At 58.9% G+C, this 25,001-nt stretch carries 24 protein-coding genes; 13 read left to right on the forward strand and 11 right to left on the reverse strand.

Annotated elements, in window-relative coordinates:
* Position 1: 1 nt before the first annotated feature.
* Positions 2-1,369 carry an erythromycin esterase family protein gene (locus IB252_RS25010; protein WP_111448905.1) on the reverse strand — a complete coding sequence of 456 codons (1,368 nt, stop codon included), beginning with the start codon at positions 1,367-1,369 and terminating at the stop codon, positions 2-4.
* Between the two features lie 408 nt (positions 1,370-1,777).
* Between IB252_RS25010 and IB252_RS25015 the strand changes: the two genes are divergently transcribed.
* Entirely contained in the window at positions 1,778-2,437 is a 660-nt protein-coding gene (locus IB252_RS25015; protein ID WP_192410592.1) for a c-type cytochrome, read from the forward strand.
* Between the two features lie 122 nt (positions 2,438-2,559).
* Here IB252_RS25015 and IB252_RS25020 read toward each other — a convergent pair whose 3' ends face one another.
* Together IB252_RS25020 and arcD are read right to left on the reverse strand one after the other, a co-directional pair.
* Complete coding sequence (locus tag IB252_RS25020; protein ID WP_192410593.1) at positions 2,560-3,102, reverse strand: Hsp20/alpha crystallin family protein; 543 nt, start codon at positions 3,100-3,102, stop codon at positions 2,560-2,562.
* Positions 3,103-3,190: 88 nt separating this feature from the next.
* A complete protein-coding gene (gene arcD, locus IB252_RS25025; protein WP_192410594.1) occupies positions 3,191-4,681 on the reverse strand; it encodes an arginine-ornithine antiporter in 1,491 nt (496 codons plus the stop codon).
* Between the two features lie 282 nt (positions 4,682-4,963).
* Here arcD and IB252_RS25030 point away from each other — a divergent pair, with 282 nt between their 5' ends.
* Together IB252_RS25030 and IB252_RS25035 are read left to right on the forward strand one after the other, a co-directional pair.
* Positions 4,964-7,246, forward strand: coding sequence for a heavy metal translocating P-type ATPase (locus IB252_RS25030; RefSeq protein WP_192410595.1), 2,283 nt, complete (start codon positions 4,964-4,966; stop codon positions 7,244-7,246).
* 259 nt (positions 7,247-7,505) lie between these two features.
* The gene (locus tag IB252_RS25035) at positions 7,506-8,084 is read left to right on the forward strand and encodes a DUF4157 domain-containing protein (protein WP_192410596.1); all 579 of its coding nucleotides are present in this window, start codon (positions 7,506-7,508) and stop codon (positions 8,082-8,084) included.
* Between the two features lie 15 nt (positions 8,085-8,099).
* On the opposite strand, the gene IB252_RS25040 is transcribed toward IB252_RS25035, so the two are convergent.
* The 4 genes from IB252_RS25040 to IB252_RS25055 are packed head-to-tail and all read right to left on the reverse strand — an operon-like array spanning position 8,100 to position 10,404.
* The gene (locus IB252_RS25040; protein ID WP_192410597.1) at positions 8,100-8,771 is read right to left on the reverse strand and encodes a class I SAM-dependent methyltransferase; all 672 of its coding nucleotides are present in this window, start codon (positions 8,769-8,771) and stop codon (positions 8,100-8,102) included.
* Between the two features lie 54 nt (positions 8,772-8,825).
* Positions 8,826-9,518: an arsenical resistance protein ArsH gene (gene arsH, locus IB252_RS25045; protein ID WP_192410598.1), complete on the reverse strand. Its 693-nt coding sequence runs from the start codon at positions 9,516-9,518 to the stop codon at positions 8,826-8,828.
* An 11-nt stretch (positions 9,519-9,529) separates the two neighbouring features.
* Positions 9,530-10,000: an arsenate reductase ArsC gene (locus IB252_RS25050; protein ID WP_192410599.1), complete on the reverse strand. Its 471-nt coding sequence runs from the start codon at positions 9,998-10,000 to the stop codon at positions 9,530-9,532.
* A 56-nt stretch (positions 10,001-10,056) separates the two neighbouring features.
* On the reverse strand, positions 10,057-10,404 hold the full coding sequence (locus IB252_RS25055; RefSeq protein ID WP_111448898.1) for a metalloregulator ArsR/SmtB family transcription factor: 348 nt from the start codon (positions 10,402-10,404) through the stop codon (positions 10,057-10,059).
* Positions 10,405-10,599: 195 nt separating this feature from the next.
* Here IB252_RS25055 and IB252_RS25060 point away from each other — a divergent pair, with 195 nt between their 5' ends.
* On the forward strand, positions 10,600-11,172 hold the full coding sequence (locus IB252_RS25060; RefSeq protein ID WP_192410600.1) for a hypothetical protein: 573 nt from the start codon (positions 10,600-10,602) through the stop codon (positions 11,170-11,172).
* A 73-nt stretch (positions 11,173-11,245) separates the two neighbouring features.
* Here the strand turns inward: IB252_RS25060 and IB252_RS30235 are convergent, their stop codons facing one another.
* Positions 11,246-11,545, reverse strand: coding sequence for a hypothetical protein (locus tag IB252_RS30235; protein ID WP_225607573.1), 300 nt, complete (start codon positions 11,543-11,545; stop codon positions 11,246-11,248).
* 238 nt (positions 11,546-11,783) lie between these two features.
* Between IB252_RS30235 and IB252_RS25065 the strand changes: the two genes are divergently transcribed.
* The 6 genes from IB252_RS25065 (at position 11,784) to IB252_RS25090 (ending at position 19,053) form a co-directional block, all read left to right on the forward strand.
* The gene (locus IB252_RS25065) at positions 11,784-12,803 is read left to right on the forward strand and encodes a helix-turn-helix transcriptional regulator (RefSeq protein WP_192410601.1); all 1,020 of its coding nucleotides are present in this window, start codon (positions 11,784-11,786) and stop codon (positions 12,801-12,803) included.
* 342 nt (positions 12,804-13,145) lie between these two features.
* The gene (locus IB252_RS25070) at positions 13,146-15,014 is read left to right on the forward strand and encodes an amidohydrolase (protein ID WP_192410602.1); all 1,869 of its coding nucleotides are present in this window, start codon (positions 13,146-13,148) and stop codon (positions 15,012-15,014) included.
* Between the two features lie 17 nt (positions 15,015-15,031).
* Entirely contained in the window at positions 15,032-16,774 is a 1,743-nt protein-coding gene (locus IB252_RS25075; protein WP_192410603.1) for an amidohydrolase, read from the forward strand.
* Positions 16,775-16,884: 110 nt separating this feature from the next.
* Complete coding sequence (locus tag IB252_RS25080; protein ID WP_192410604.1) at positions 16,885-17,625, forward strand: TorF family putative porin; 741 nt, start codon at positions 16,885-16,887, stop codon at positions 17,623-17,625.
* Positions 17,626-17,980: 355 nt separating this feature from the next.
* On the forward strand, positions 17,981-18,556 hold the full coding sequence (locus IB252_RS25085; protein ID WP_192410605.1) for an antitoxin Xre/MbcA/ParS toxin-binding domain-containing protein: 576 nt from the start codon (positions 17,981-17,983) through the stop codon (positions 18,554-18,556).
* Positions 18,556-19,053, forward strand: coding sequence for an RES family NAD+ phosphorylase (locus tag IB252_RS25090; protein WP_192410606.1), 498 nt, complete (start codon positions 18,556-18,558; stop codon positions 19,051-19,053). The genes IB252_RS25085 and IB252_RS25090 overlap by 1 nt, the downstream gene beginning before the upstream one ends.
* Before the next feature lie 341 nt (positions 19,054-19,394).
* Here the strand turns inward: IB252_RS25090 and IB252_RS25095 are convergent, their stop codons facing one another.
* Positions 19,395-19,955, reverse strand: coding sequence for a YSC84-related protein (locus IB252_RS25095; RefSeq protein WP_111448888.1), 561 nt, complete (start codon positions 19,953-19,955; stop codon positions 19,395-19,397).
* A gap of 328 nt (positions 19,956-20,283) precedes the next feature.
* Here IB252_RS25095 and IB252_RS25100 point away from each other — a divergent pair, with 328 nt between their 5' ends.
* Positions 20,284-20,619, forward strand: coding sequence for a hypothetical protein (locus tag IB252_RS25100; protein WP_074878077.1), 336 nt, complete (start codon positions 20,284-20,286; stop codon positions 20,617-20,619).
* Positions 20,620-21,064: 445 nt separating this feature from the next.
* Here the strand turns inward: IB252_RS25100 and IB252_RS25105 are convergent, their stop codons facing one another.
* Positions 21,065-21,967 carry a LysR substrate-binding domain-containing protein gene (locus IB252_RS25105; protein ID WP_111448887.1) on the reverse strand — a complete coding sequence of 301 codons (903 nt, stop codon included), beginning with the start codon at positions 21,965-21,967 and terminating at the stop codon, positions 21,065-21,067.
* Positions 21,968-22,073: 106 nt separating this feature from the next.
* On the opposite strand from IB252_RS25105, the gene IB252_RS25110 reads away from it, so the two are divergent.
* A complete protein-coding gene (locus tag IB252_RS25110) occupies positions 22,074-23,438 on the forward strand; it encodes an MFS transporter (protein ID WP_192410607.1) in 1,365 nt (454 codons plus the stop codon).
* Positions 23,435-24,709 (forward strand): glucarate dehydratase family protein, encoded by a 1,275-nt coding sequence (locus tag IB252_RS25115; protein ID WP_192410608.1) that lies wholly within the window; start codon positions 23,435-23,437, stop codon positions 24,707-24,709. Before IB252_RS25110 ends, IB252_RS25115 begins: the two co-directional genes overlap by 4 nt.
* On the opposite strand, the gene IB252_RS25120 is transcribed toward IB252_RS25115, so the two are convergent.
* Complete coding sequence (locus tag IB252_RS25120) at positions 24,693-24,830, reverse strand: hypothetical protein (protein ID WP_192410764.1); 138 nt, start codon at positions 24,828-24,830, stop codon at positions 24,693-24,695. The genes IB252_RS25115 and IB252_RS25120 overlap by 17 nt on opposite strands.
* Between the last annotated feature and the right edge of the window lie 171 nt (positions 24,831-25,001).

A 25,001-nucleotide genomic window follows, 5' to 3' on the forward strand; every position in this document is an offset into this window, starting at 1 on the left:
CTCACACGCCAAACGGATAGGTTTCGTCTTCCGGTTCGAGTTTCTGGCTTTTCGGCAGCGCCAGTGCTGTTACGGGTTGGGTCTGTTCAATCCAGATCATGGCATCGAACTGTTCGGCCAGCATTGCTTCGAAGTAGTGACTGCCACGCTCGGTTTCGGGGCGGTAAATCACCCCGATGGCCCGTTCCAGCAACGGTTTGGACAACACCCGGCGCAGCTCTTTGCGCGTTGGGTCTCGCCAGTCGGTCAATGACGCCGGCACACCCGCCTTGAGGAACTGATGCTCCCAACTGTCCGGGCGAGAGGGCCGGATGTCCTTGATCAGCATGTCACCGTCCCAGTCATCGGCCGCAGCCACCTGGCCACGGTCGGTGCTCATACCGATCAGAACGACATCGCGTCCATAGGCGCTGCGGCACAGCTGACCGATGTTGAATTGGCCCTTCCAGCCCATTTCCGTGGCGGCCGCGTTGCCGATATGAGAATTGTGCGCCCAGACCACAGCTTTGGCTTGCGGGCCCCGGTGCTCAAGGAGGGCCCGTAGTGTGTCGAACATGTGCCGGTCACGCAGGTTCCACGAGGCGGTCGACCCTCGATAAATCGCCCGGTAATACTGCTCCGCCGCCTGCACCACGCGGGCGTTTTGCGCCGCATTGAAGAACGCCTCGTCGTTCTGGATGAGCCCCGCCAGTTGTTCGGCCAGCATGGCGTTGAGCTGTTCGATCACCGCTTGTTCACAGGGCATCACACCGCCACGTTCGACGAAGTGGCCATACAGCGCGGGATCATCCTGCCACGGGGTCAAGCAGCCATAGCGCCGCCGGGCTTCATGGGCCAGAGGCGGGTCGACCCGGTCCAAATAGGCCAGCACTTCATGAATGGAGTTGCGCAAGCTATAGACATCCAGGCCGCGAAACTCAACGCGACGGTCAGCGGCGTGCTGGTGATTGTACTGATGCAGCCAGTGGGTGAATGCCTTTACCTCGCTGTTGCGCCACATCCAGGTCGGGAACCGGCTGAAAATGTGGCGCTTCCACGCGGAATGCGCCAACCCCCGGACGTACTGGTCGACGTGGCCGGCGTCCGGCCAGTCTGCTTCAACCGCCACGATATTGAACCCGTGCCGCTCGATCAGCCTTTGGGTAATCGCCGCCCGGGTTCGATAAAAATCACTGGTGCCATGACTGGCCTCACCGATCATCACCACGCGCGCATCCGCGTAGCGATCGAACATTTCACCAAACGCGGATGAATCCAGCGCCGGCAGAGGCTCAGCGTATTGGCGCAGAAGAGGTGCGATGGCGGCCTGGTCAATGTGCCGAGGTGAGCCATACAGTTTATCCAGCATGTCTTGGGAGGGTGTGTTCATGACCGTCATCCCCATAAGGGTGGGTTACCGCCAGCGGTATTGCGCTTGCGCTCAACCGCCCGAAATCAATCGGCAGGGGCTCGACACATTGTGTTTGCGCAAACCTTTGTGTCGCTTCGTCACCTGTTTGATTATTCCTACACCTTGAACCAGACGAACAATTGAGATTCGTCAATAAAGAGCGCGATGCCTTAAGCGTAGGTACCGGGATCCAGTATTCGTTGGCTGCTGAATATGACCTGACGCGATGGGCGTTATTCCGAATGCAGGCTTGGAAGGCTCATTTTCCTTTGACCTTGTAAATGGTCTGCGTCTAGCTAGGCTCCAGCCTAGGGCGGTCATCAGGGCAGGGCATTGAACGGTAAGTGAAGGACGCGTATTGATCCGCTGAACACAGGGGCGTAGATCATGGAAGCATTTGGCATGAAGAGTTCTTTCAACCGATCACATCTTACTCTTGCCCTCTGCGTAGCAGCGCTCATGGGCTGTACCCGTACGAGCGAAGAGACATCGCAAACAACCTCGCCCATGTCCGGTATCGCCATGGCGGACCAGGTTTGCGCCCAATGCCATGGGCTGACAGGGGAATCCATCTCGCCAACGTTTCCCAAGTTGGCCGGGCAGCAAAAAGAGTACCTGAAGTTGCAGCTGGCTGACTTCAAGAGCCATGCACGCAACGATAAAGCCGGGACTCAGTACATGTGGGGTTTTACCCATCTGACAGAGACCCAGATTGCCGAGCTGGCCGACTATTTTTCAAGTCAGAGCCCCATGAAGGCGGATGCCGACACGCCTGATGCCCGCGGTGAATTGATCTTTCGCCAGGGCTCGCCTGGTGCGGGCATCGCGCAGTGCAGTTCGTGCCATGGTGCTGACGGTCAGGGCAGTGGCGAGATTCCCCGCCTGGCGGGTCAACATGCCGATTATATGATTCGCCAGATCAAGGTTTTTCAACAAGCCAACCAGCGTCCCCGGGGTGACCTGACGAAGCAGATTGCTCACGCACTGTCTGATGCGGATGCCGAATCTGTCGCTCATTACATGGCGACACTCGGGGCCAAAAAATAGTGGTCTCCGAGGTGTCTGTAATGAGCTTGAACTGAAACCAATGACAAGGTCGCAAGATCGGCTGATTCAATGAAAAAAAAGCCCCCGCCGGTTTCCCGGCAAGGGGCAGGGCGGTCTGGGGTTCACTCGCCTTTGATCGGCACGACCTTATCCGCTTTCATGGCTTCGGGCTTTTTCGGCAGCGAGATGCTCAGCACGCCTTTGCTGAAACTCGCGTCGATCTTATCGGCATCGACCCCTTTGGGCAGGTTGAACACCCGCTCGAAGGAACCGTAGTGTCGCTCGCTGAGGTGATAGCCCTTCCTTTTTTCCTCCTTGTCCTCTTTCTTTTCACCTTTGATGATCAGGCTGCCGTTGGACAGTTTGATCTCAATGTTTTTCTGATCCATGCCGGGCAGCTCAGCTGTGATTTCGAAGCTTTTGTCTTTCTCGGTGATGTCCACGGCAGGCAGGCTGTGAGCGATCAGTTCCCGACGCCAGAGCGGCTCGACATCGAACAGCCCGCGACCGAATGGCGACAGCCCAGAGCCGCGATTGAAGTCTTCGAACAGGTGATCGACCTGTTGCCGAAGTTTTTCCAAGGGGCGCCAGAGGTCTGTTACCACTGGATGCTGACTGGCTTTGTCGTCGCTATGAACCGGCACTTTTTTTTCGCTGTTGCTCATTTTGATTCCTCCTCTTGGGTAATAGAGATGGATCGCAAACACCCGTTTGGCGGCCCACCACGACAGAACAAACACGCCACACTGGCCCCTACAAGGACAGTGTCCCGGACCACAACATCCAGCCGGCGAAGGCCGCCGCCACCCAGATGATGATCAACAGTCCCGTCTCGGGGCCGCTGAGCGGTTGCCCCTGACGAGTCTTCATAGTGACCAGGTAAATCAATGAACCGGGGGCGTAGAGCAAAGCGCTGAGCAACATGTATTTAGGCCCGGCGGCATACAGCAGCCACAGGCAATACAGCGTGGCGACCGAGGCGATGGCCATATCGCGTAGTTGCAGGGCGCGGTGGCCGGCATAGGTCTGGCCCTGCCAGGTCAGTTTCAGCGCATACAGACCGCTGAACAGGTACGGCAGCAGAATCATTGAGGTGGCCAGGGAAATCAGCGCGAGGTAACTGGCGCTCGAATACAACGTCAGTAACAGGAACAGTTGAATGCAGCCGTTGGTGATCCACAGCGCATTGGCCGGTACACCTTGGGTGTTTTCCACGGCAAGCGCGCCTGGCATGACCTTTTCCTTGGCCGGTGTGAACACCGATTCCGCCGCCAGCAGCGTCCAGGCGAGCAGGGCGCCACCCACCGAAATGATCAAGCCGATGCTGATCAGCACCGCGCCCCACGGCCCGGCGGCAGCCTGAAGCACACCGGCCATCGAAGGGTTTTTCAGGGCGGCCAGTTCAGGTTGTCTGAGAATGCCCAGCGAGAGCAACGACACGGCAATCAACAGCAACAGGGTGATGACAAAGCCGATGACCGTGGCGCGGCCGACATTGGCGCGTTCTGCGGCGCGGGCGGAGAACACGTTGGCGCCTTCGATCCCGATGAACACCCAAACGGTGACCAGCATGGTGCTTTTCACTTGATCGAGGGTGCTGCCCAGCGCGGGCGAGCCCCAGAAATCGACAGTGAAGGTTTCACGCTGGAAGGCCGCGATCACCAGACCGATAAACAGCAGCAACGGTACGATCTTGGCTACCGTGGTCAACGCGTTGGCCCGGGCCGCGGTGCGCATCCCTCTGAGGATCATCCAGTGCAACGACCACAACACCACGGACGCGCCGGCAATCGCTGCTTTGTTATTGCCTTCACCGAACAGCGGGAAGAAATAACTCAGGGCCGCGAACAAAATCACCAGGTAGCTGACGTTGCCGATCCAGGCGCTGATCCAGTAGCCCCAGGCTGAATTGAAGCTGAGGTATTCGCCACCCAAGGCGCGGGCGTAGGCGAACACGCCGTTGTCCAGCGCCGGTTGGCGGTTGGACAAGGTCTGATAGACCAGTGCCAGCGACAGCATGCCGACGCCGGTGATCAGCCAACCAATCAGGATCGCCCCGGCACCCGCGCTGGCCGCCATGTTTTGCGGCAGGCTGAAAATGCCGCTGCCAATCATCGAACCGACCACCAGGGCAATCAGCAGGCTCAAGGACAAGCGTTTGGGTTCCACCTTTCGCAAACTGCCTGCAAGTGGGTGGGCAGTCGGCGGGATGACCGGCTGGGTGCCTTGCAGGTGCGTAGCCATGGGAGCCTCCACGAAACGAGAGTTTCTGCACTCATCGAAGGCGATGGTGCGAATGCTGACTCTAATTTCTACATGTCCGTCCAACGCCTGATTGATTTAGATCAGAAAGAAGGCAAACACCTGGTTTGCACGGGCACCACCGTGACTTCTGTTGTATCCAACGCCGAAATTGCGGCGCCCCGGCGGACACGAAAGACATTCAAGTCCTAAGCTCAACCTCGATGAGCGACAGATGTTTTTACGGCGAGGCCTGCAAATCGCTTTTTTAAGGAACTCACTTCGATGCTCAGTAAGTGGCTGGACCCCGTTCTGTTGCTGCTCACCGCACTGACGCTGCTGGCCGGCGGCATTGCGTATGTTGCGCAAGCACCTGATTGGGCCTCGAGGTGCTGGGCCGCAGGAAGTCTGGTGATGTCCGCAGTGCTGCTCGTTGAAATCGTCAGGCGCCTGGCCCGGCGCGAGGCCGGTGTCGACCTGATCGCGCTGCTGTCGATCACTGCCGCCTTGGTCTTTGAGCAGACACTGGTGGCGGCGGTGATTGCCTTGATGCTGGCGACCGGACGCACCCTGGAATTTTTCACCAAGCAACGCGCCGACCGCGAGCTTCGTGCGCTCATCGACCGGGCGCCACGTTTTGCCTGGTTGCAGGAGGAGGGTGGCTTGCGCGAGATCCCCGTTGAGCAGGTCCAGCTAAATCAAACATTGCTGGTGCGGTTGGGAGAGGTGATACCGGTCGATGGTCGCCTGCTGAGTCCTGCGGCCATTCTCGACGAATCGGCGCTCAGTGGTGAGTCGTTGCCCGTCACCCGTCGAGAGGGCGAGCAACTGCCCAGCGGCGTTTCCAATGTCGGTGCGCCCATCCTGCTAATCGCTACGCGAACGGCCGCGCAGAGTACCTATGCCGGCATCGTGCGGCTGGCCGAGGAGGCACGTCGTTCGCGCGCACCTTTCGTGCGCCTGGCCGACCGCTATGCATTGTTCTTCATCCCATTGACGTTGTTGCTTGCCGGATTCGCTTGGCATTTGAGTGGTGATCCTTTGCGAGCGCTGGCGGTTCTGGTGGTGGCCACACCTTGTCCTTTGATTCTGGCGGTACCGATCTCCTTCATGTCGGGTATTTCGAGAGCCGCGCGGCGCGGGATCCTGATCAAGGACGGCGTGACCCTGGAAGCGTTGGCCGGAGTCAAGCAGGTGTTCCTCGACAAGACCGGCACGCTGACCAGCGGCCACGCCCGTCTGCAGTCGGTTGAGGTGAATGGGCTGGCCGATCCGCAATATTTGCTTGGCCTGGCTGCTTCACTCGCGCAGGCCTCGACGCATCCTGTCTCCCAGGCAATTGTTGAAGCGGCGCATCAGCGTCAATTGCCTCTCAGCGTCCCACAGGACGTAGAAGAAAACCCAGGCTCTGGACTTTGTGGGCAGGTCGATGGCGTGCAGGTGCGTTTCGGCACGTTGTCTTTTGCTCACAAAGACACCCCTGAAACTGACTGGGCCGCCGCCATGCTGCGCCACATGGATTACCTGGCGTGCAGTGGAAGCTTCATCGACGTGGATGGCAAACTCGCGGGCCTGCTGGTTTTCTCGGACAAGGTTCGGCGCGAAACTCCACAGACTCTGCGTCGACTGCGCAATAGGGGCATCGAAAAGATCGTCATGCTCACAGGCGATCGCCTGGAAACCGCCGAGATGATTGCGCTGTCTGCCGGGATTGACGAGCTGCGTGCCGGGTTGACCCCTGAGGATAAAGTGCGTGCTGTACAGCAAGGTTGCCTGCGCACTAGCACATTGATGGTCGGCGATGGCATTAACGACGCCCCCGCGCTGGCGGCGGCGAATGTCGGCGTGGCCATGGGGGCCAGCGGTGCCACTGCTTCTGCACAAGCCGCTGGTGTTGTGCTGTTGGTGGATCGTCTGGACCGTCTGGTCGAGGCGCTGGACATTGCCCGACGCACCCGCTACATCGCTCGCCAGGGTGTGTTGGTCGGCATGGGGATGTCGTTGCTGGCCATGGCGGTGGCGGCCATCGGTTACTTGCCGCCGCTGATTGGCGCCGTGGTGCAGGAGGGCATCGACGTGGTGATTATCCTTAACGCCTTGCGGGCTCTGGGGCCGTTGTGGGGGCAGAAAAAACGAAAGCTTGCCGCAGAGCATATCGATCGCCTGCAGGACGAACACCAGCAACTCTCCACCGTATTGAGCGATCTGCACCAACTGGCCAGCGACTTTGCCCAGCGCCCACTTGCGCAAGCACAGACCGACTTGCAGGAACTGGTCGACAAGCTGCAAACATCACTGGCACAGCATGAACATGAAGATGAAAACACACTGTACCCGCTGCTGACGCGAAGCATGCCGGGCGAGGACCCGATGTCGGCTATGAGCCATGCTCACCGGGAGATTTTTCGTCTTATCCATTTACTGGCGCGCATGAGTAGCGACTTCAGTTCCGACCCCGCAACGGCATCTGCTGATGAGATTCAGCATCAGCTGATTCGTCTGGATACCCTTGTGCGACTGCACTTTGATCAGGAGGAGGAACTGTTTCGTTATCTGGATTGGCGCTAGAAATTCAATCCGGCAAAAGGGGGATGAAATGAGTAAGACCGATGAGCGTGATAAGCGTTGTATCGCTTCTCCATACCTCGAAGACGTCGAAGCGATTGTCCGTCACCTGGATTCTGACAGGCGCACGAGCACGGGCGTGCCACGATGGTCCTGAATCGTGCATTTTGGGGGCGCTTGGTTTGGGACTACGCTAAAGCCATGCGGATCGTCGATCAATCGGGACCCACTGTTCGAGCTGCGTCCGTCTCTGGAGCGCCCAATGCCGTCCATCATCACGCGCCTGGTGGCGCTGTTTGTTCTTTGCCTGACGCTTGAAGTGCCAGCCCAGACCAACGTCTGCCCGGCCGGCGAGACACAAGTGTGCCTGAACGGCTGCATCTGCCTGCCAGGCCTGGTGTCTGATGACATCCACCAGATCGCGGCACCGGCCCTGGCGATGTGGCTGACCCAAGCCCGCGCTGACGCAGCCGGCACCGGCATCCAACCCATTCCACCGCACATCCGCGAACAACTGCTGCGCTGGTACGACCCCAGCGTCCTCGATACTGCGCGCTACAAAGTGAGCGACAACGGCCAATTCAACGCCGCCACGGCCATGCTGCAAAATCCTGATGTCGGTGCCGTGACGCTGATCGACATCATCCTCTTCCGGGACGCTCAAACTGCAGAGCAGGACATTGCGCTTTGGGCTCACGAACTAAAGCATGTGCAGCAGTATCAGGAATGGGGGGTAGAAGGATTTGCCCAGCGGTATACACAGGATTTCAATGCTGTGGAGGCGCCGGCCTATGCCATACAGGCTGAGGTCAGGCGGTGGGGGCGGGAGGGGAATTACTGAAGAGATCGATTGCACTTACCCCCGCTGCTCGGCCACCAGCAGCAATGACTGCGGCACAGGACTTTGCGGGTGCTGCGGCTCCTGCAGGGCGGCCAGCTGAAAACCGGCCATGTCCAGCGCATTGAGCCAACTGGACAAGGTGCGAAAGTACCACGGCATGGTTTGCCACTGGCCCTTGAACCCGGCAAAGGTCTCTTCCCGCCAGCCATCCTGATAGTCGCCCGCCGCTGCGGTCCATGGATGCAGCGTCTGGATTACCAGCGCGCCACCAGGGGCGAGCAGGGCGTTCATGGCGGTGAGCAGAGGGATGATGTCCTGGTGCAGCAGGGCGAAGTTGGCGCAGATCAGGTCGTAGTCGCGGCCGATCTCCACCTTCGCCTCCACCAACTCTTCATAGCTCGCCACATGCACTGGCGAAGAGCCCGCCGCCCGCGCCGCCTCGACCAGCGTCGCATCGCCATCCACACCGACCGCTTTGATGCCCCGTTCAGCCAGCGCGCGCAACAGCCAGCCCTCGCCGCAGCCCAAGTCGAGCACGCGCTCGGGCTGGCGGCCCAGCACCGCCAGCAGGATGGCCTGGTCGGTGACCTTGAGGCGGCTTTCTATGGCGCCGGTGCGGATGGCGTCGATCCAGGACTGGGCGTTGTGGTGCCAACTTTGCAGGAGGGTGGATTCTGGGGTGGGCATGTCGGTGACCGGCGTTGTGGGTTGGATAAAAGGATGGCTCGGACGACGCAGAATTCAAATCGAGCGTTGATTCACACGCTGAGTCAGTTCCTCCGCCGACTCCTTGCGTTCGGAATAGCGGTCAACCAGATCCGGGCGCTCGCGCAGCAGTAACGTGAACTTCACCAGTTCTTCCATGACATCTACCACCCGGTCATACAGCGCGGACGGTTTCATGCGGTTGCCTTCGTCAAACTCCAGATAGGCCTTCGGCACGGAAGATTGATTAGGGATCGTGAACATCCGCATCCAGCGTCCCAGCACGCGAAGTTGATTCACCACGTTAAAGGATTGGGAACCGCCGCTGACCTGCATGACGGCGAGCGTTTTCCCTTGGGTCGGGCGAACGGCGCCCAGGGCCAGCGGCACCCAGTCAATCTGGGCCTTGAATACGGCAGACATTGAGCCGTGGCGCTCGGGTGAACACCAGACCTGTCCTTCAGACCATTGCATCAGCTCCAGCAATTCCTGAACTTTCGGGTGATCGCTGGGGGCGTCATCCGGTAGCGGTAGTCCCGATGGATTGAAGATCCGCGTCTGCGCACCGAAGTGTTCGAGCAGACAGGCGGCTTCTTCGACCAGCAGCCGACTGAATGACCGTGCGCGGGTCGACCCGTACAGCAACAGGATTCGTGGTTTGTGTTGGTCGTCGTCACCGGCAATGGGCTGAATCAATGAGGCGTCGAGATTAGGCAGTGAGTGGGTCATGGGGGCTCCCGTTACAGTGTGCTGATGCGGTCGAGTTCGCGCTTCAGTGCATCGCGATCCAGTTGGGCGAAGGGCAGGGCGAGGAACGCCCGGCAGCGTGTTTCGATGCGCGCAAGCGTCGAGTGGAATGCAGCGGCGACGACCGTTTCGTCACCGTTCACCTCTGATGGATCCTCCAATCCCCAATGGGCTTTCAACGCCGGCCCGAAGTAGACCGGGCAGGCCTCACCGGCGGCCTTGTCGCACACGGTGATGACAATGTCCGGCGGGTTGGCCTCGAAGGCGTCGTTGCCTTTGCTGCTTAACCCGTCGATCGCAATCCCGGCCTCTTGCAACGTGGTCAGGCTGCGCGGCAGCACCTGTCCTTTGGGGAAGCTGCCGGCGCTGATCGCCTGGAAGCCTTGCGGGGCGAGATGATTGAACATCGCTTCGGACAAAATGCTGCGACAGCTATTGGCGGTACACATGAACAGAACGCGCATGGCGACTCCTCTTTTCAGGCGGGCAGGCGCAAGGCCAGGGTAGATAAGGTGGTGGATCAGCAGCAGGCGGCAGTGTTGAGAGGGCGGTCGCCCATCGCTTCGAGTCGGGCGCTGTTTTCCTCAAGCCAGTCGGCGTTGGCTTCCAGGGTTGTCTCAAGAATGGTGCGAACCCACTTGGGCAGTTCGGGGTTGAGCCGGTAATACACCCACTGACCCTGACGGCGGTCCAGCAGCAGGCCACATGCCCGGAGCTGCGCGAGGTGGCGGGAGATTTTCGGCTGACTGTCGTTCAGGGCGCAGACCAGTTCGCAGACGCATAACTCTCCCTCACGGGTGATCAGCAAGGTGGCCCGCGTGCGAGTTTCGTCGGACAGGCATTTGAATACGGCGGCAGGGTTCAGCATGGAAGCGTCTTCAATACATGTGGTTGTCCGAATATACGGCTATCCATATGTATTAGGCAAACCAAAACAGATCACGGTCAGTACCAGCCTGTGAATGAATGCTCATCTTGAAAATGCAATTGCAAATTTGTATCATTCGTTTTCAGTTCAGCGAAGCAGGGAACGCAGCGCCAAAACAATAATAAGGTCAAGGCAATGCTCAAAATGCTTCTCGTATACGGTCATCTGCTCGCTACGTGTATTGCCCTGGGGAGGGTGTTGCAGGCGGATCACAAGCTTTGGAGTTGGCGCAAGGAAATACTGGACCAGGCCAGGCTTGAGTACCTTGATGAAACTCAGAGGATCGTCAGCCTCGCACTGCTGGCCCTTTGGGCAAGCGGACTGTTGCTGGTGCTTGAGGGTTATCTCAATGAAGGCGACGCGTATCTGCTCAATCAGAAACTCTGGGCCAAGGTCACGGTCGTCACGCTGCTTAGCCTCAATGGTGCATTACTGCATCGAATCGGCTTCCCGTTGCTGCAAAAGGCTCCATTCGTCGCACTGCGCAGTGCAGGCCGCATGCGGCTCGCCTTGTTGGGTGCGCTTTCCATGAGCGGTTGGCTATTCGCCGCTTTCCTTGGGGTGGCTCGGGCCTGGAATCACGTGTTGCCTTATCTTCATGTGATGGGTGCATTCGCCGCATTCTCGTTACTGGCTTGTTGCGTGGCACTTGCAGTCGCCGGTAAGGCGGGCAGTGTCGGTGTGCCAAAATCCTCGGTAACGGGGTAGCTATCAAATGACCGACTGGCGTTCGGTCAGTCGGTTGACCGCGAACCGAACGGCCCGCGTCACTGCCGCTCTATTAATTTTTGCACTCCGCCAACACCACTTTGCAGGTATCCGGCGTGCCACCGGATCGGCCGGCATAGCGTATGCAATTATCCACGGATTTTTTGCGAGCCATGTTCAAGGTGGAGCCCCAGGCCAGGCCGCCCTCGCCGACAGTGGGGAGCGCTTTTGCATAGCAGCTGTCGCCCAGGCTTGAGACCGCATAGTGAGCCGTCGCAGCTTTGCCTGAACATCCCGCTGTCAGTGCCAGGTTGATGGCGAGCAGGGAGGGCAGGATCCATGACGAACATGGGCGCGCTGTTTTTCCGGTCATCCCGTTTCCCCTGTATCAAGAGGCTAGAGGCTTGTTTGTGGTCGTGCTCTATTCAGATTAGATGGTGTTGTGCCGGCCCTAGGGGCGGTTTAGCGCAATTAGCGTATTTGAGTCATCTTGCTGACAGCCGGAGTAAACCGTACGACAGCGAGGGGCGATCCGTTCGCTCGCTGGACGCCATAACCGCGCCTATGGCATCGTCGAAAAAATACGCCATGTAGTAAACAGGATAAAAACAATGGAGGAGGGTGATGAGGTCGGCGCCAACACGTCGCTGGCAACGCTAAAGGCGTTCAATCGTTGTGTGTTGCACCTGGGGCGGCTTGCTCGGGACCGCGGCGCCTCCCAATTCATCGCCGACGGCTTGCAGGCCTTCCGCCAACTGGTGCCCTTCGCTTCGGCATGGTGGGGCGAGATGTCGACGTCAGACGCCAGTACTCCTCAAAGCTGGATGCACGGGCGGATCAATCTGCCCGAGTCGTTTGCCGTTGAATGGCACAAAGTGGCGGTCAGCGACCGATTTTCCCAGGAGACCTTGAGTCAACCCGGGGAAGTGGTGCGTGACAGTGGGTTCACCGATCCCTGCGAGGAGGTGAACGACTTCGCACGGCGGCACGATCTCTACCACCTGATGTGCATCACGTTCGAGCTCCCTGAAAGCGGCTTAGTGTTCTTCGTTTGTCTCTACCGAGGCCTTCATGCACAGGCTTTCAATGACAGCGAGGACGGATTGTTTTCGGCGTTCTGCGACCATCTGTTGCAGTTGTGGCGCTTTCAGGTGCAAGACATGATTCGCTGCGACACGGGCAACGGGGCGAGTGACTTCGGGGTCGCTCGTATGGACGGCAGTCTGCTGTATGTGGGCGCAAGTCTGTGCGCCGCGATTCAGCGTGAATTGCCTGGGTGGAGCGGTTCAATGCTTCCCGTTGATGTCATCGCACAACTGCAAAAGGCGCCCTGCGTGATTCGCCTGGGTCGCACTGCGATGACGCTTAGCCCCAACGCCGAGCACGTCATTCTGTCACTCGAAATGCAGGCGCGCGGAGTGGTGTTGGCGCCACGCGAGCGCACGGCGGCGATGCTGTTCGCCGCCGGCCATTCCTATAAGGAAATTGCCAAAATCCTTGCACTGAGTCCGGCCACAGTGCGCACCTATCTGCGCAACTGCTATTTGCAGCTCGGCGTGAAGAGCAAAGTGGAGCTGGGTTCTGTCCTGCGCTCATCGACCTCGCCTGCGCAAACTGCACGTCGTCATTAAGCCGCGCACAACACATACCTTGTGGCAAATGCCCTGTGGCGAGGGGATTTATCCCCGTTCGGCTGCGAAGCAGTCGTGAATTCAGACGACGCAGTGCATCAAATAGACCGTGCGTTCAGATTTTACGACTGCTTCGCAGCCGAACGGGGATAAATCCCCTCACCACAAGGCAGCTGCTACAAAGTATGTGTTGCTGCTTCGCTGACCGGTATTTGCCTTACCCCTCCTCATTTGTGGAGGTCCATCCGACCGCCGCGCTCTATAGGGTATGCCCTGCATATCAGGGGCTTGCGACCGTCCGTTCGGGCCACTTCCAAAACTATAAAAATAGAGGTGAGGCAGTTGAAATTTTCCAGGCTATTTATCGCCGTTGCCGCGACAACGGCATTTTCCAGTGTGGCGCTGGTGGGGTGTCAGACACACGCTTCGACAGGCGCCGACATGGTCATGCGCAACGGCTATGTCTACACCGTCGACGGAAAGAATTCCGTGCAGCAGGCGATCGCCGTCACGGGCGGGAAGATTGTTTATGTCGGCAGCGATGCCGGGGCTGCCTCTTACATCGGCACGCAGACACAGCTGATCGATCTGGCGGGGCGCATGCTGATGCCGGGCTTCGTTGATGCGCACATGCATCCGGGGGATGGCGGCCGCGCCATGACCTTGTGCGACCTGAAGTATCAGACGATGACCCGCAAGGTTTTCCAGGAAACCATTCAGGCGTGCCTGGATGCCGACAAGGGCAAAGGCCCCGATGTCTGGCTCGAAGTGGGCAGCTGGGACCGCATTGGCATGACCGGACTGGACGGCGACGCCGACAAGTCGACACTGGACGCGCTCAAGACCAATCGCCCAATTCAAGTCCGTTCCACCGACTTCCATACGGTGCTGACCAACTCCCGCGGCCTGGCGGTCGCCGGCATCAACAAGCACACGGCCAATCCCGGTGATGGCAAGTACATGCGCGACAGCGCCGGCAACCCGAACGGCATCTGCGAAGACGGAGCCGCCGAGGCCATGGCCGCCGTGGTGCCGCCCGCCACCGATGCTGAGAAACTCAATCAGACCCGCGCAGCGCTCGACGCCATGCGCCAGCAAGGCATCACCAGTTTCTTCGATGCCTTGTCGGGGCCGGAAAACGGCAAAGCGTTTACGACTCTGCAGCAGTCGGGTGAGCTGACGGCCCGGGCGTTGTTGGCGATCAAACTCGACCCGGCCGCCGCCGCTGCCGACCCGGACAAAACCATCGCCGAGGCCAAGGCACTGGCCACCACCTACGACCAGGGCGAAGCGAAACCGGCGCCGGGCGTGAGCATGCGCCACGTCAAACTGTTCATGGACGGCATCATCAACGCGCCGGCGGACACGGGTGCCATGTTGACACCGTACCTGCGCAATGCCGGCACCGATACGGCGCCGAAGTGGACACCCGGCAAGAACACCGGCGAGCTTTACTTCCCGCCGCAAGTGCTCAATCCGCTGCTGCTGAAGGCCGTTCAGGCCGGCCTCGATCCGCACCTTCACGCCACCGGAGACCGTGCGGTGCGTGACTCACTGAACGGCATCGAATACGTGCGCCAGCAACTGCCCGGCAATGGCTTCCGCCCAGCCATTACTCACAACGAGTCGGTGGACCCTGCCGACTATGCGCGCTTCAAAGCGCTCGACGTGACCGCCAACATGTCCTTCCAGTGGGCCCAGCAGGCACCGTCCACGGTCGACGGCACCAACGAACATTTAGGGGCAGCGCGATTTGCCCGCATGGAGCCCTCCGGCAGCATCGCCCGTGCCGGCGGCCGCGTGGCGTATGGCAGCGACTGGCCGGTCGACCCGCTCGACGAGTTCCTGGCGCTGAAGATCGGTGTCACCCGCTCAGGCGATCCGCTGAACCCGCACAGCTACGGCCCCAAGTATGCGGGCAGGCTGAATGCCGACCCGGCGCTGTCGCGCACTGAAGTGCTGCGCACCATCACCATCAACGCTGCCGAGCAACTGAACCTGGACGCTGTCGTCGGTTCGGTCGAGGTGGGCAAGTTTGCGGACCTGATCGTTCTGGACAAGAACTTCATGCAGGTGCCCGAGGAGGAGTTGGCCCGCAATAACGTGCTGCTGACGATCGTGGGCGGCCGGGTCGTGTGGGCCAAGGCGCCGTTCGTTGGCTTTGATCCGAAGGCATTGTCCCAGGCATCAGCCGCCCGCCCAGCCCAATAAAAAAAGAGAGTGTTCCGATGCAGCGATTTATTCCAAACCTGTTGGCCGCAGCCCTGGCTTTTTCTTCGGTGCAGGCCATGGCCGCCGCTGACCTTGTGTTGTTCAACGGCAAGGTCTTCACCGCCGAGCCCGGTCAGGGACTGGTCCAGGCAGTGGCCGTGCAAGACGGCAAGATCCTCAAAGTGGGCAGTAATGCTCAAATCAACGCCCTGGCCGACACCCACACGCAACGGATCGATCTGGCGGGCAAGGTGCTGATGCCGGGAATGATTGATACCCACAGTCACCCGGTGGTTGCAGCCTTGGACAGCATGGGCGCCAACCTGCTGGATGAAGTCAAACCGCTGCCGGAGCTTGAACAGTGGATCATCGAACAGGATCAGGCGGGCATTGCGCGGGCCGGTGACGTGATCAGTATCGCCGGGGTCAGTTCGGCGTATTGGGACAAGAGCCGGGAGCTGGGCCAGCGCTTCAATCAGGGACGCTGGGCGGATCAACCGGTGGTCCTCAGCGGGATCGACGGGCACACCGGCTGGGCCAACAACGCCATGCTCAAGCGCCTGAAGATCGACGCGGCGCTGGTAAAAGGTCTGTCGGAACAGGATCGCAGCTATGTGGGGCACGACGCGGACTTCACCCCCAACGGCTATTTTGCCGAGTCGCGCTGGGACCTGATACGCAGCCAGATCCCCGCGCCCAGCGACGAGATCATGTTGAAGGCCGCCCGCGAGGCGGTGAAGGTCAACAATCAATACGGCGTCACCGCCTGGATGGACGCGGCGGCGAACGCCGGCAGCGGCGATTCGCTGTTCGATTTCAAGGCAACCGAGCAGAGTTACGGCGTGCTGCCGCTTTACCGCGAACTGGCAGAGAAGGGCGAGCTCAATGCCCACGTCGCCGCGCTGCTGTTGGCCAACCCGAAAAGCCGACCGGCCGACCTGGAAGTACTGGCCAAGGTGATGAAGAAATTCGAGGGTGTGCCTAACCTGAGTTTCCCTGGGATCAAGGTATTCGCCGATGGCGTTCTGGAGTTTCCGGGGCAGACCGCCGCGGTCATCGTTCCTTTCAAGAACAGCCATAAAAACGGTCAACTGCTGATCGACCCCGCGCACTTCGGTGAGTTGGTGGTGGCAGCGGAGAAGCGCGACTGGATTGTGCACATGCACGCGGTCGGCGACCGTGCGGTGCGTGAGTCGCTCAATGGTTTTGCCTATGCGCGCAAACTCAATCCGACACCGGTGGCCCATAGCATCAGCCACCTGCAACTGGTCAACCCCAAAGAGTTTGCGCGCTTCAAGCAACTTGGCGTGATCGCTTCCATGCAATTGCTGTGGGCCACCGGCGAGAGTTACACCGTCGAACTCGTCAAACCCTATATCAGCGCGTTTGCTTACGGTTATCAGTATCCCGCCAAGTCCCTGCATAACGCCGGTGCGGTCATCGCCGGTGGCAGTGACTGGCCGGTGTCCAGCCCCAATCCATGGAACGCCATCGCTCAGGCCAGTACGCGTAAAGGGCCATTGGGCGTGTTGAATGCCAAGGAAAGCATCGATCGCCAGACCATGTTCTACGCCTACACGCTCAATGCCGCCAAAGCCCTGCGCCTGGAGCAGCAGATTGGTTCGCTGACCCCCGGCAAACAGGCCGACCTGATCATCCTCGACCGTGATGTCTTCAAAGTCAGCGACGACGAACTGTTCGACACCAAGGTCCTGAAGACCTTCTTCGCCGGCAAAGAGGTGTACGCGCCCGCTTCCTGACCCTCCGCTCACCCGCACCCCGCAACAGACGCCTGGCTCCTCGCATGACGAGGAGCTCGGCATCGCCATGCCTGAAATAACCCGCACCTCCATAACAATAAGAGACTTGTATGAACGCACGCTCAGTATTGACCCTCGCCACGCTTGTATTGGCACCCCTGACCACCCAGGCACTGACACTCAACGATGACTTCAATCTGGACATGACCCTGGGAGTCTTCAGCGATTACCGCTCCCGTGGCATTTCGCAAACCCTGGGTGACCCGGCGGCTCAGGCCGGCGCCACGCTAATGCACAGCAGCGGCCTGTACGTGGGCGCCTGGACCTCGAACGTCGATTTCGGCGGCGAGTTCAAGACCCGGCAGGAACTCGAGTATTACGCGGGCTACTACTGGCAGGCGACCGAGGCCATCAGCCTCGACCTGGGGTACATCAAGTACGACTATCCAAAGGAAGGCCAATTCAACATGAGCGAGGTCTACGCCATCCTTGACGTATATGGCGTGAAGCTCGGCGCCAACTACTCAAACGATACGCCGAACTTGTTTGGCGAGGATCAGGACACCCTTTACACCTACCTCAGCTACAAAATCGCATTGCCGGCCGATATCGGCCTGGACCTGCGCGTAGGTCGCAACGATGTCAAAGACCCGGCTTTCTGGTCCGCCAGCGGCGACAGCCGTAATGCCTACACCGAGTGGGAAGCCAAGTTGACCCGTGACTTCGTGGGTGTGACCTGGGGCCTTAGCTACATTGATACCAACCTGTCGAAAAGCGAATGCACGAGCTGGTACGGCTATGGTGATTTGTGCTCCGCCACGGTGGTTGCCAGTGCCAGCAAGGCGTTCTAAGCGTTAAAAGCCCTGCCAGTGAGTTAACAGGAACCCAGGGTCGAGTGATCAATTGTGGCGAGGGAGCTTGCTCCCGCTGGGCTGCGTAGCGGCCCAAAAATACTGACAACAATGCGATTTTGCGACTGCTGCGCAGTCGAGCGGGAGCAAGCTCCCTCGCCACAGGTTCGCGGTGTTTGTTGCCGCTGCTAGCCGGTGATTGGGTTTTGTGTCAGGCCTGGGATACGGCGTAATCGTTCATCGCGAGCAAGCTTTGCTCCTACAGCGGTGTGTTTTAGGCAAGCGTTGTTGGATTAGGTCTTTCTGCCATTTGGCACTATAGTTGATGCCAGATGACAGAGCGGCGGAGGCTGCCATGAGCGCCAAGAAGAAAGATGTTGTAGTCGATGAGGTTGTTAAAGATGCCAGCCAAAAAGGCAAGGTCAAGCCACGCGCCCCTAAGGCTGCAGTCACCGTCTTAAGTCATGGCGAGCATACGGCGATGGTGACAACGCCGGGTTCGAGTCGCGTGCCACCGATGGTTGCGGTCTTGCTTTCTGGAAAAACTAGCGATGATCGTATGGAGATTTACAGGGCTGTTAAACACGGTTTTCCGCTGCAGTCGGTGCTGGATATGATCGAAAACAGCACGGTGTATAAGCAATGTGGCGTGTTGTCGAAAATCGTTGGCGCGTCTGATCGTACGCTCGCGCGGCGACTGAAAACGCCCAATGAGGCTTTGACCGCGGAGCAAAGCACGCGAGCGCTCAACTATGCCGAGGTGTTGGAAAAGGCAACGGATGTGCTGGGTTCGCGTGAGCTCGCCGAGCAGTGGATAGTCAAACCTGCACGGGGCCTGGATGGTGAGATACCGATCGACCTGATTTCAAATTCGGTCGGGTATGAGTTGGTGACTGACTTTCTGACGCGTATTGAGTATGGGGTCTATTGATGGCCAAAGACCCTTTGAGCAGTGAGATTCATTTCTGGCGCCTTGATCCTGCTGAGTATGCTCCCACCTGGCATTTGGGCGTGGGGGCTGAAAAGGTGGGTGGGCGCTGGAACCCTAAAGGTATGGCCACGGTTTATGCAGCGCTGGACGCCTCTACGGCCATCCTTGAGGTGGCGGTGCATAAAGATTTCGATGCGCTGGATTGCAAGCCCCATTGTCTTACGCAGGCCCGGGTGTTGGACCCGTCCAGGATTTATGTGGTGCAGCCCGATAGCATTGCCAACCCTAATTGGCTGGTACCGGGTACTCCAAGTCGCAGCCAGCAACAGTTCGGCGCCGAGCTGTTGAGTCAGCATCCTTTTGTGCTGGTCCCTTCTAGTGTCTCGCGGCATAGCTGGAATTTGTTGATGAACCCGCAATTGGCTAGTGGGTTGTACGAGTTGGTGCTGCAAGAACCTTTTGCCCTTGATGGGCGGCTTAATAAGCCTTTGCCCTGAATACGATCCTGCCCTCTGGACCTGTGTCCGCCAAGTCGCCCTGTGGATCACGGCGCAAACGGTTGAGTTTCCAAAGGCCAAACAGGTCAGGCGCGAGCAGGCTGTGCCTCGCGATGCGGGGCACAGCCTTGCCAATACGAGACGGTCATCGATTCTATGTAAGCCCGAGAAACGACAGGATCACCAAGACAATCACAACTGCCCCGACGATGTAGATGATGTTGTTCATGAGTTCCACCTCTCAACCTGAATGGATTGCGAAACGTGGGTGTTACAAACACAAGGTACTGCACCTTTAATCTGGTTAGAAGATTCACCTCGCCCCCTTGAAGGGCAAGCTTTCAGCGCTTGATCAGGGAAATCTTGGTTCCTTCAATGCTGATCCCGGCCATTAACCCCTGCTGGTCGAAAATGAACGCGTAGGCATCGTGCTTCACTGTCGTGCTGGACAGATTCTTCGCCACCCCTTCATCAACCAATACAACGGTGGGCCCTACGCCGACTTCCCAACCCTTGGTTTTACGTAGATAGTCCACGGCTTTGTCGGTCATCAGGAACACCGCGTAGCCATACGACTGGGCGCCTGCCTGCAGTCCCCAGGACCCGGTTACGGAGTTGTAATAATTCTCTACTTGCGAACCCTTCATCAGCACGCCTTCGCCATAGCTGCCACCAAACACCAGGCCGGCCTTGATGATTTTCGGGAAGACCAGCACTGCTTTGGCTTTCTGCGAAATGTCTTTGGCAACGGGTGAGGCCTTGTAAAGCGTTTGCAACGCTTGCTTGGAGTCGGCATTCAGGTCCTCGGCGGTTGCCGCACCTGCATAGTTGAGGAGGCTCGCTGATGCTAACGATGCTGTCGCGAGGAAGATTGAGAGGAAGAAGCGCATTGACTGAGTCATTTTCGTACTCCGGTAAGGGAGCAGGGGATGGGAGCAGCAGTCAGCGCCTGCACCAGACAGGATCCGAACCTACTGAACGTTATCCGGCGCACCCTGATGTGTGTGAATTACAAAGCTTCGCTTTTGAATGAATCAAGCCCAAGGGCTTTGATCCGTTGCGATGCCGTCAGTTGGTTTGACCTCTGTGCAACGGCCGGGTTCGTTGTCAAAAGCTGCTTTTGGCCGATAGTTGCCCGTGCTCGGATGCGATACCAATTAGCCATCATATCCGTTAAAGTGTGCGCCGCCCGAGAGATGGATCCCGGGCAACATCTCATGGAGTTTTTCAGTGAAGTACCTCAGTAAAGTTGTCGCCGTTGCCCTGTTCGGTCTGGTTCTGGCGGGTTGCACCGGCACGCCGATGAACACCCAGCATTATGAAAGCAGCCAATACACCGTCCTGGGCCACAGCGAAGCGAGCGCCACTGGCCTGCTGCTGTTCGGCGTGATCCCGATCCAGCAGAACAACCGTTTTGTTCGCGCTCAGAACGCGGCGATCAAAGCCAAGGGCGGTGACGCGATGATCAACACCCAGGTGCAGGAAAACTGGTTCTGGGCCTGGGTCCTGACCGGTTACACCACTAAAATCTCTGGTGATGTGGTCAAGCTGAAGAACGTTCAGTAAGCGCAGAGTTCTGCCTGTTGACGCGAAAAAGCCCGGTTTAGCCGCATGCTGTTCACTTAAGAGAGTCTTGAATCGGAGAAACCTGTGGCGAGGGGATTTATCCCCGTTGGGTCGCGAAGCGGCCCCCAGCGTCCATTCAAGCAGACTGAGTCTCGCGGATTTACGACTGCTTCGCAGCCGAACGGGGTGGTGCGGCATTCCGATAAATCCCCTCGCCACAAATGTTGGGCTGGGGCTTAAGTGAACAGCATTACGGTTTAGCCGGGCTTTTTCGTTGCTGGAGTTTGGATAATCGCGACGCTCAAATCTGTAGCAGCTGGCGAAGCCTGCTGCTACAAGAATTGCGTAAGTCGCGAAGTCAGTGGCCTTGCGTCACGCTGGCGTTTTGCGCCACCCGGTTCCTTCCCGACCACTTCACTTGATGGGCAGATCCGACCGGACAAACTCAAACGCCCCATCCCTCTCGCACAGCCCTTCGAATGCCCTCCAGCAACATCGCAAATGCCGGGTTGTCATTGTTCTCGCGCCAGATCAAATGCAGCTCGCTCTGCACACCTTCGCCCAAATCGATATCGCGAAATACCACGTTCTTGAACACCACACTGGTGGCGCAGCGAGGCACCAGGGCCAGGCCCATGCCGGCGTTGACCAAGGCCAGGATGGTCAATGATGAACCGAGCCATTGCACGTATTCCGGAGCGACGCGGGCAGAGCGGAGCATGCCGGTCAGCAGTTCGTTGAACGGCGGGTAGGCGGCGTGGGAGTACATCAGGAAAGGCTGCGCATCGAGGTCTTTGACCGACACGGTTTCGGCGCTCGCCAGCCGATGACTGCTCGGCACCGCCAATACAAACGGTTCACGCACCAGGCATTCGGTGGCGTATCCCGGCTCCAGCAACGGCGCGCGAACGATGCCCAAATCGATACGCCGCGCACGCAGTGCTTCATGCTGCTGGTAGGTGTTCATCTCCATCAGGTCGATTTTCACATGCGGCTGTTTGAGCCTCGCCTCGGCGATGACCTTGGGCAGGAATTCATACACCGCGCTGCCGACGAAGCTGATGTTGACCGAGCCGATGTCGCCCTCGGCAAAACGGCGGGCGGTGACGGCGGCTTGCTGGGCGCGCTCCAGCAGGTTCTGCGCTTCGATGAAGAAGGCGCGGCCGGCGGCGGTCAGGGCGACGCTGCGGGTGGTGCGGGTGAACAGTTCGACACCCAGGTGATGTTCCAGCAGTTGAATCTGTCGACTGAGGGGCGGTTGGGTCATGTTCAACCGTTCGGCGGCACGGCGGAAATTAAGTTCAGTCGCCACCGTAGTGAAACAGCGCAGTTGAGTCAGTTCGAACATTGATCTAATCCAGGTATCAATCGAATGCCAAGTTAGATTAGACGGGATCAATACCTGCGTCCATCATCGGCCTGTCCCTAAAAAAACAATGATTGGGAGTTGCCCCTTGAATACCGTCCAGAGTCCGCCGGACCCGAATTTACTCGCCCGCGCTGCGGCCAAGGTGAAGCGCCATGTGCTGCCGCTGTTCGTGGTGATGTTCATCGTCAACTACATCGACCGGGTCAACATCGGCTTCGTGCGCAGCCACATGGAAACCGACCTCGGCATTGGCGCAGCCGCCTATGGCCTGGGCGCTGGGTTGTTCTTTATCGGTTACGCGATCTTCGAAGTCCCCTCCAACATGCTGCTGCAACGCTACGGCGCTCGTGCCTGGCTGACGCGCATCATGTTCACCTGGGGCGCGGCAGCAATGGCGATGGCGTTTGTGCGTGGCGAAACCAGCTTCTACGTGCTGCGTTTTGTCCTCGGTGCCGCCGAAGCAGGCTTCTTCCCCGGCATCATTTATTACTTCACCCAATGGCTGCCGTCGACCGAGCGCGGCAAGGCCATGGCGATTTTCCTCAGCGGTTCGGCCATTGCCTCGGTGATCTCCGGTCCCGTCTCCGGCGCGCTGTTGAATGTCAGCGGTTTCAGCCTGCATGGCTGGCAGTGGATGTTCCTGATTGAAGGCTTTGCCTCGATCGTGCTTTGCGGATTTGTCTGGTTCTGGCTGCAATCCCATCCGCGCGAGGCGAAATGGCTGAGTGCCGAAGAAAAGGACGCACTGGTTGACGCCATCGCCCTGGAACAACAGGCCCGCGAAGCCACACAGACGGTCAAGCCGTCGATGTTCAAGCTGCTGGCCGACAAGCAGATCGCGCTGTTCTGCTTCATCTACTTTTCCATCGCCCTGACCATCTACGGCGCCACGTTCTGGCTGCCGAGCATGATCAAGAAAATGGGCAACCTCGGCGACTTTCAGGTGGGCCTGTTCAACTCGATTCCGTGGATCATTTCGATCATCGCGATGTATGGCTTCGCCGCCATGGCCAGCAAATGGAAACACCAGCAAGCCTGGGTGGCCTTGACCCTGGTAATCGCCGCGTTCGGCATGTTCATGTCCACCACTGGCGGGCCGATCTTTGCCTTCGTCGCCATCTGTTTTGCCGCCATTGGTTTCAAGGCCGCCTCGGCATTGTTCTGGCCGATTCCGCAAGGCTATCTGGACGCTCGCATCGCCGCCGCCGTGATCGCGTTGATCAACTCCATCGGCAACCTCGGTGGCTTCGTTGCCCCGACGGCGTTCGGTTTCCTGGAGCAAAAAACTGGCTCCATCGAAGGTGGCCTCTACGGTTTGGCGGCCACGTCACTGGTCGCGGCCGTGGTGATTTTTTTCGCCCGCACGGCACCGCGCGGCGACGTCGCAACGTCTGAAAAATCCATCAGTCATCAAGCCTTGAGTTCAGGTTCAAAGGGAGCAGCCTCTTGAAAATCAAACGAGTCACCGTCACCCCCATCGCCTTCCGTGATCCGCCGCTGCTCAATGCCAGTGGTATCCACGAACCCTTTGCGCTGCGCTCGATCATCGAGATTGAAAGCGACAACGGCTACATTGGCCTGGGTGAAAGCTACGGCGACGCCCCGGCGCTGTTGATCCAGCAGCAACTGCAAGATCAACTGATCGGCCTCGATCCGTTCAACCTCAATCAACTGCGCCGCATCGTGCAGGCCACGGTGGCGGCGAACAAACCGGTGAGCATTGCCGGTGCGGAACTGGCGCCGGGCTCCCATGCCAGCAAAGCAGTGAGCAATGCGTATTCGGCGTTCGAAGTGGCGTTCCTGGATTTGCAGGCCCACTCGTTGAACGTGCCGTTGGTGGACTTGCTGGGCGGTGCGATTCGCGACGAGATTCCGTTCAGCGCCTACCTGTTCTTCAAGTACGCCCAGCACGTCGACTCACCCTACAAACCCGACAGTTGGGGCGAAGCCCTGAACGAAGAACAGATCGTCGCCCAGGCACGACGCATGATCGAGGCCAACGGTTTCAAGAGCATCAAGCTCAAGGCCGGCACGCTGCCGCCGGAGCACGAAGTGTCGTGCATCAAGGCGCTGAAAAAGGCGTTCCCCGGTTACCCGTTACGCATCGACCCGAACGGCAACTGGTCGCTGGAAACTTCGATTCGCATGGCCGAACTGCTGGGCGATGACCTGCAATATTACGAAGACCCGACGCCGGGCCTCGACGGCATGTCCGAACTGCACAAGCGCACCGGCCTGCCGCTGGCGACCAACATGGTGGTTACCGACTTCGATGAGTTCCGCCGCAGTGTCGCGTTGAACAGCGTGCAGATCGTCCTCGCCGACCACCACTACTGGGGCGGTCTGCGCGACACCCAGGCGCTGGCGAAAATGTGCGACACCTTTGGCCTTGGCGTATCCATGCATTCCAACTCGCACTTGGGCATCAGCCTGATGGCGATGGCGCATGTCGCCGCCGCGGTGCCCAATCTGGATTACGCCTGCGACACGCATTACCCGTGGCAGGAACCGGATGAAGAAGTGATCAAGGGCGGCAAAATCCCCATCGTCGATGGCTGCGTCAAGATCACCCGCGCGCCCGGGTTGGGCCTGGAGCTGGATCACGATCAACTGGGCAAGCTGCACGACCAGTACCTGTCTTGCGGCATTCGTCAGCGCGACGACGTGAAACAGATGCAGCGTTACAAGCCGGAGTGGAAGGCGGTCAAACCGCGGTTTTGAGTTCCGTCAGCAAACGCTCGATCTGCGCCAGCTCCCAGGTGCTGAGCAAACTGACCGGATCGGTGCCGTAACGTTGCCAACGCTCGAGCGCGCCTTCGCGACTGTCCGTAATACTGTTCACTTAAGCGCGGCGTCCACATTTGTGGCGAGGGGATTTATCCCCGTTGGGCTGCGAAGCGGCCCCAGCGTCTTTTCAGACAGACTAAGTTGTCTGGATTACGACTGCTTCGCAGCCGAACGGGGATAAATCCCCTCGCCACAGGTTCTAGCTCGACTGAAGAATGTCTTAAGT

The organism is Pseudomonas sp. PDM10 (genome assembly GCF_014852295.1).
Taxonomy (GTDB): Bacteria; Pseudomonadota; Gammaproteobacteria; order Pseudomonadales; family Pseudomonadaceae; genus Aquipseudomonas.

What these genes read in the sequence shown, in the direction of transcription:
- IB252_RS25065 (WP_192410601.1), top strand. Translation starts at nt 11,784, where the DNA reads ATGGAGGAGGGTGATGAGGTCGGCGCCAACACGTCGCTGGCAACGCTA.
- IB252_RS25030 (WP_192410595.1), top strand. Translation starts at nt 4,964, where the DNA reads ATGCTCAGTAAGTGGCTGGACCCCGTTCTGTTGCTGCTCACCGCACTG.
- IB252_RS25095 (WP_111448888.1), bottom strand. Translation starts at nt 19,955, where the DNA reads ATGACTCAGTCAATGCGCTTCTTCCTCTCAATCTTCCTCGCGACAGCA.
- IB252_RS25075 (WP_192410603.1), top strand. Translation starts at nt 15,032, where the DNA reads ATGCAGCGATTTATTCCAAACCTGTTGGCCGCAGCCCTGGCTTTTTCT.
- IB252_RS25035 (WP_192410596.1), top strand. Translation starts at nt 7,506, where the DNA reads ATGCCGTCCATCATCACGCGCCTGGTGGCGCTGTTTGTTCTTTGCCTG.
- IB252_RS25060 (WP_192410600.1), top strand. Translation starts at nt 10,600, where the DNA reads ATGCTCAAAATGCTTCTCGTATACGGTCATCTGCTCGCTACGTGTATT.
- IB252_RS25020 (WP_192410593.1), bottom strand. Translation starts at nt 3,102, where the DNA reads ATGAGCAACAGCGAAAAAAAAGTGCCGGTTCATAGCGACGACAAAGCC.
- arcD (WP_192410594.1), bottom strand. Translation starts at nt 4,681, where the DNA reads ATGGCTACGCACCTGCAAGGCACCCAGCCGGTCATCCCGCCGACTGCC.
- IB252_RS25055 (WP_111448898.1), bottom strand. Translation starts at nt 10,404, where the DNA reads ATGCTGAACCCTGCCGCCGTATTCAAATGCCTGTCCGACGAAACTCGC.
- IB252_RS25085 (WP_192410605.1), top strand. Translation starts at nt 17,981, where the DNA reads ATGAGCGCCAAGAAGAAAGATGTTGTAGTCGATGAGGTTGTTAAAGAT.
- IB252_RS25105 (WP_111448887.1), bottom strand. Translation starts at nt 21,967, where the DNA reads ATGTTCGAACTGACTCAACTGCGCTGTTTCACTACGGTGGCGACTGAA.
- arsH (WP_192410598.1), bottom strand. Translation starts at nt 9,518, where the DNA reads ATGACCCACTCACTGCCTAATCTCGACGCCTCATTGATTCAGCCCATT.
- IB252_RS25050 (WP_192410599.1), bottom strand. Translation starts at nt 10,000, where the DNA reads ATGCGCGTTCTGTTCATGTGTACCGCCAATAGCTGTCGCAGCATTTTG.
- IB252_RS25080 (WP_192410604.1), top strand. Translation starts at nt 16,885, where the DNA reads ATGAACGCACGCTCAGTATTGACCCTCGCCACGCTTGTATTGGCACCC.
- IB252_RS25010 (WP_111448905.1), bottom strand. Translation starts at nt 1,369, where the DNA reads ATGAACACACCCTCCCAAGACATGCTGGATAAACTGTATGGCTCACCT.
- IB252_RS25040 (WP_192410597.1), bottom strand. Translation starts at nt 8,771, where the DNA reads ATGCCCACCCCAGAATCCACCCTCCTGCAAAGTTGGCACCACAACGCC.
- IB252_RS30235 (WP_225607573.1), bottom strand. Translation starts at nt 11,545, where the DNA reads ATGACCGGAAAAACAGCGCGCCCATGTTCGTCATGGATCCTGCCCTCC.
- IB252_RS25015 (WP_192410592.1), top strand. Translation starts at nt 1,778, where the DNA reads ATGGAAGCATTTGGCATGAAGAGTTCTTTCAACCGATCACATCTTACT.
- IB252_RS25090 (WP_192410606.1), top strand. Translation starts at nt 18,556, where the DNA reads ATGGCCAAAGACCCTTTGAGCAGTGAGATTCATTTCTGGCGCCTTGAT.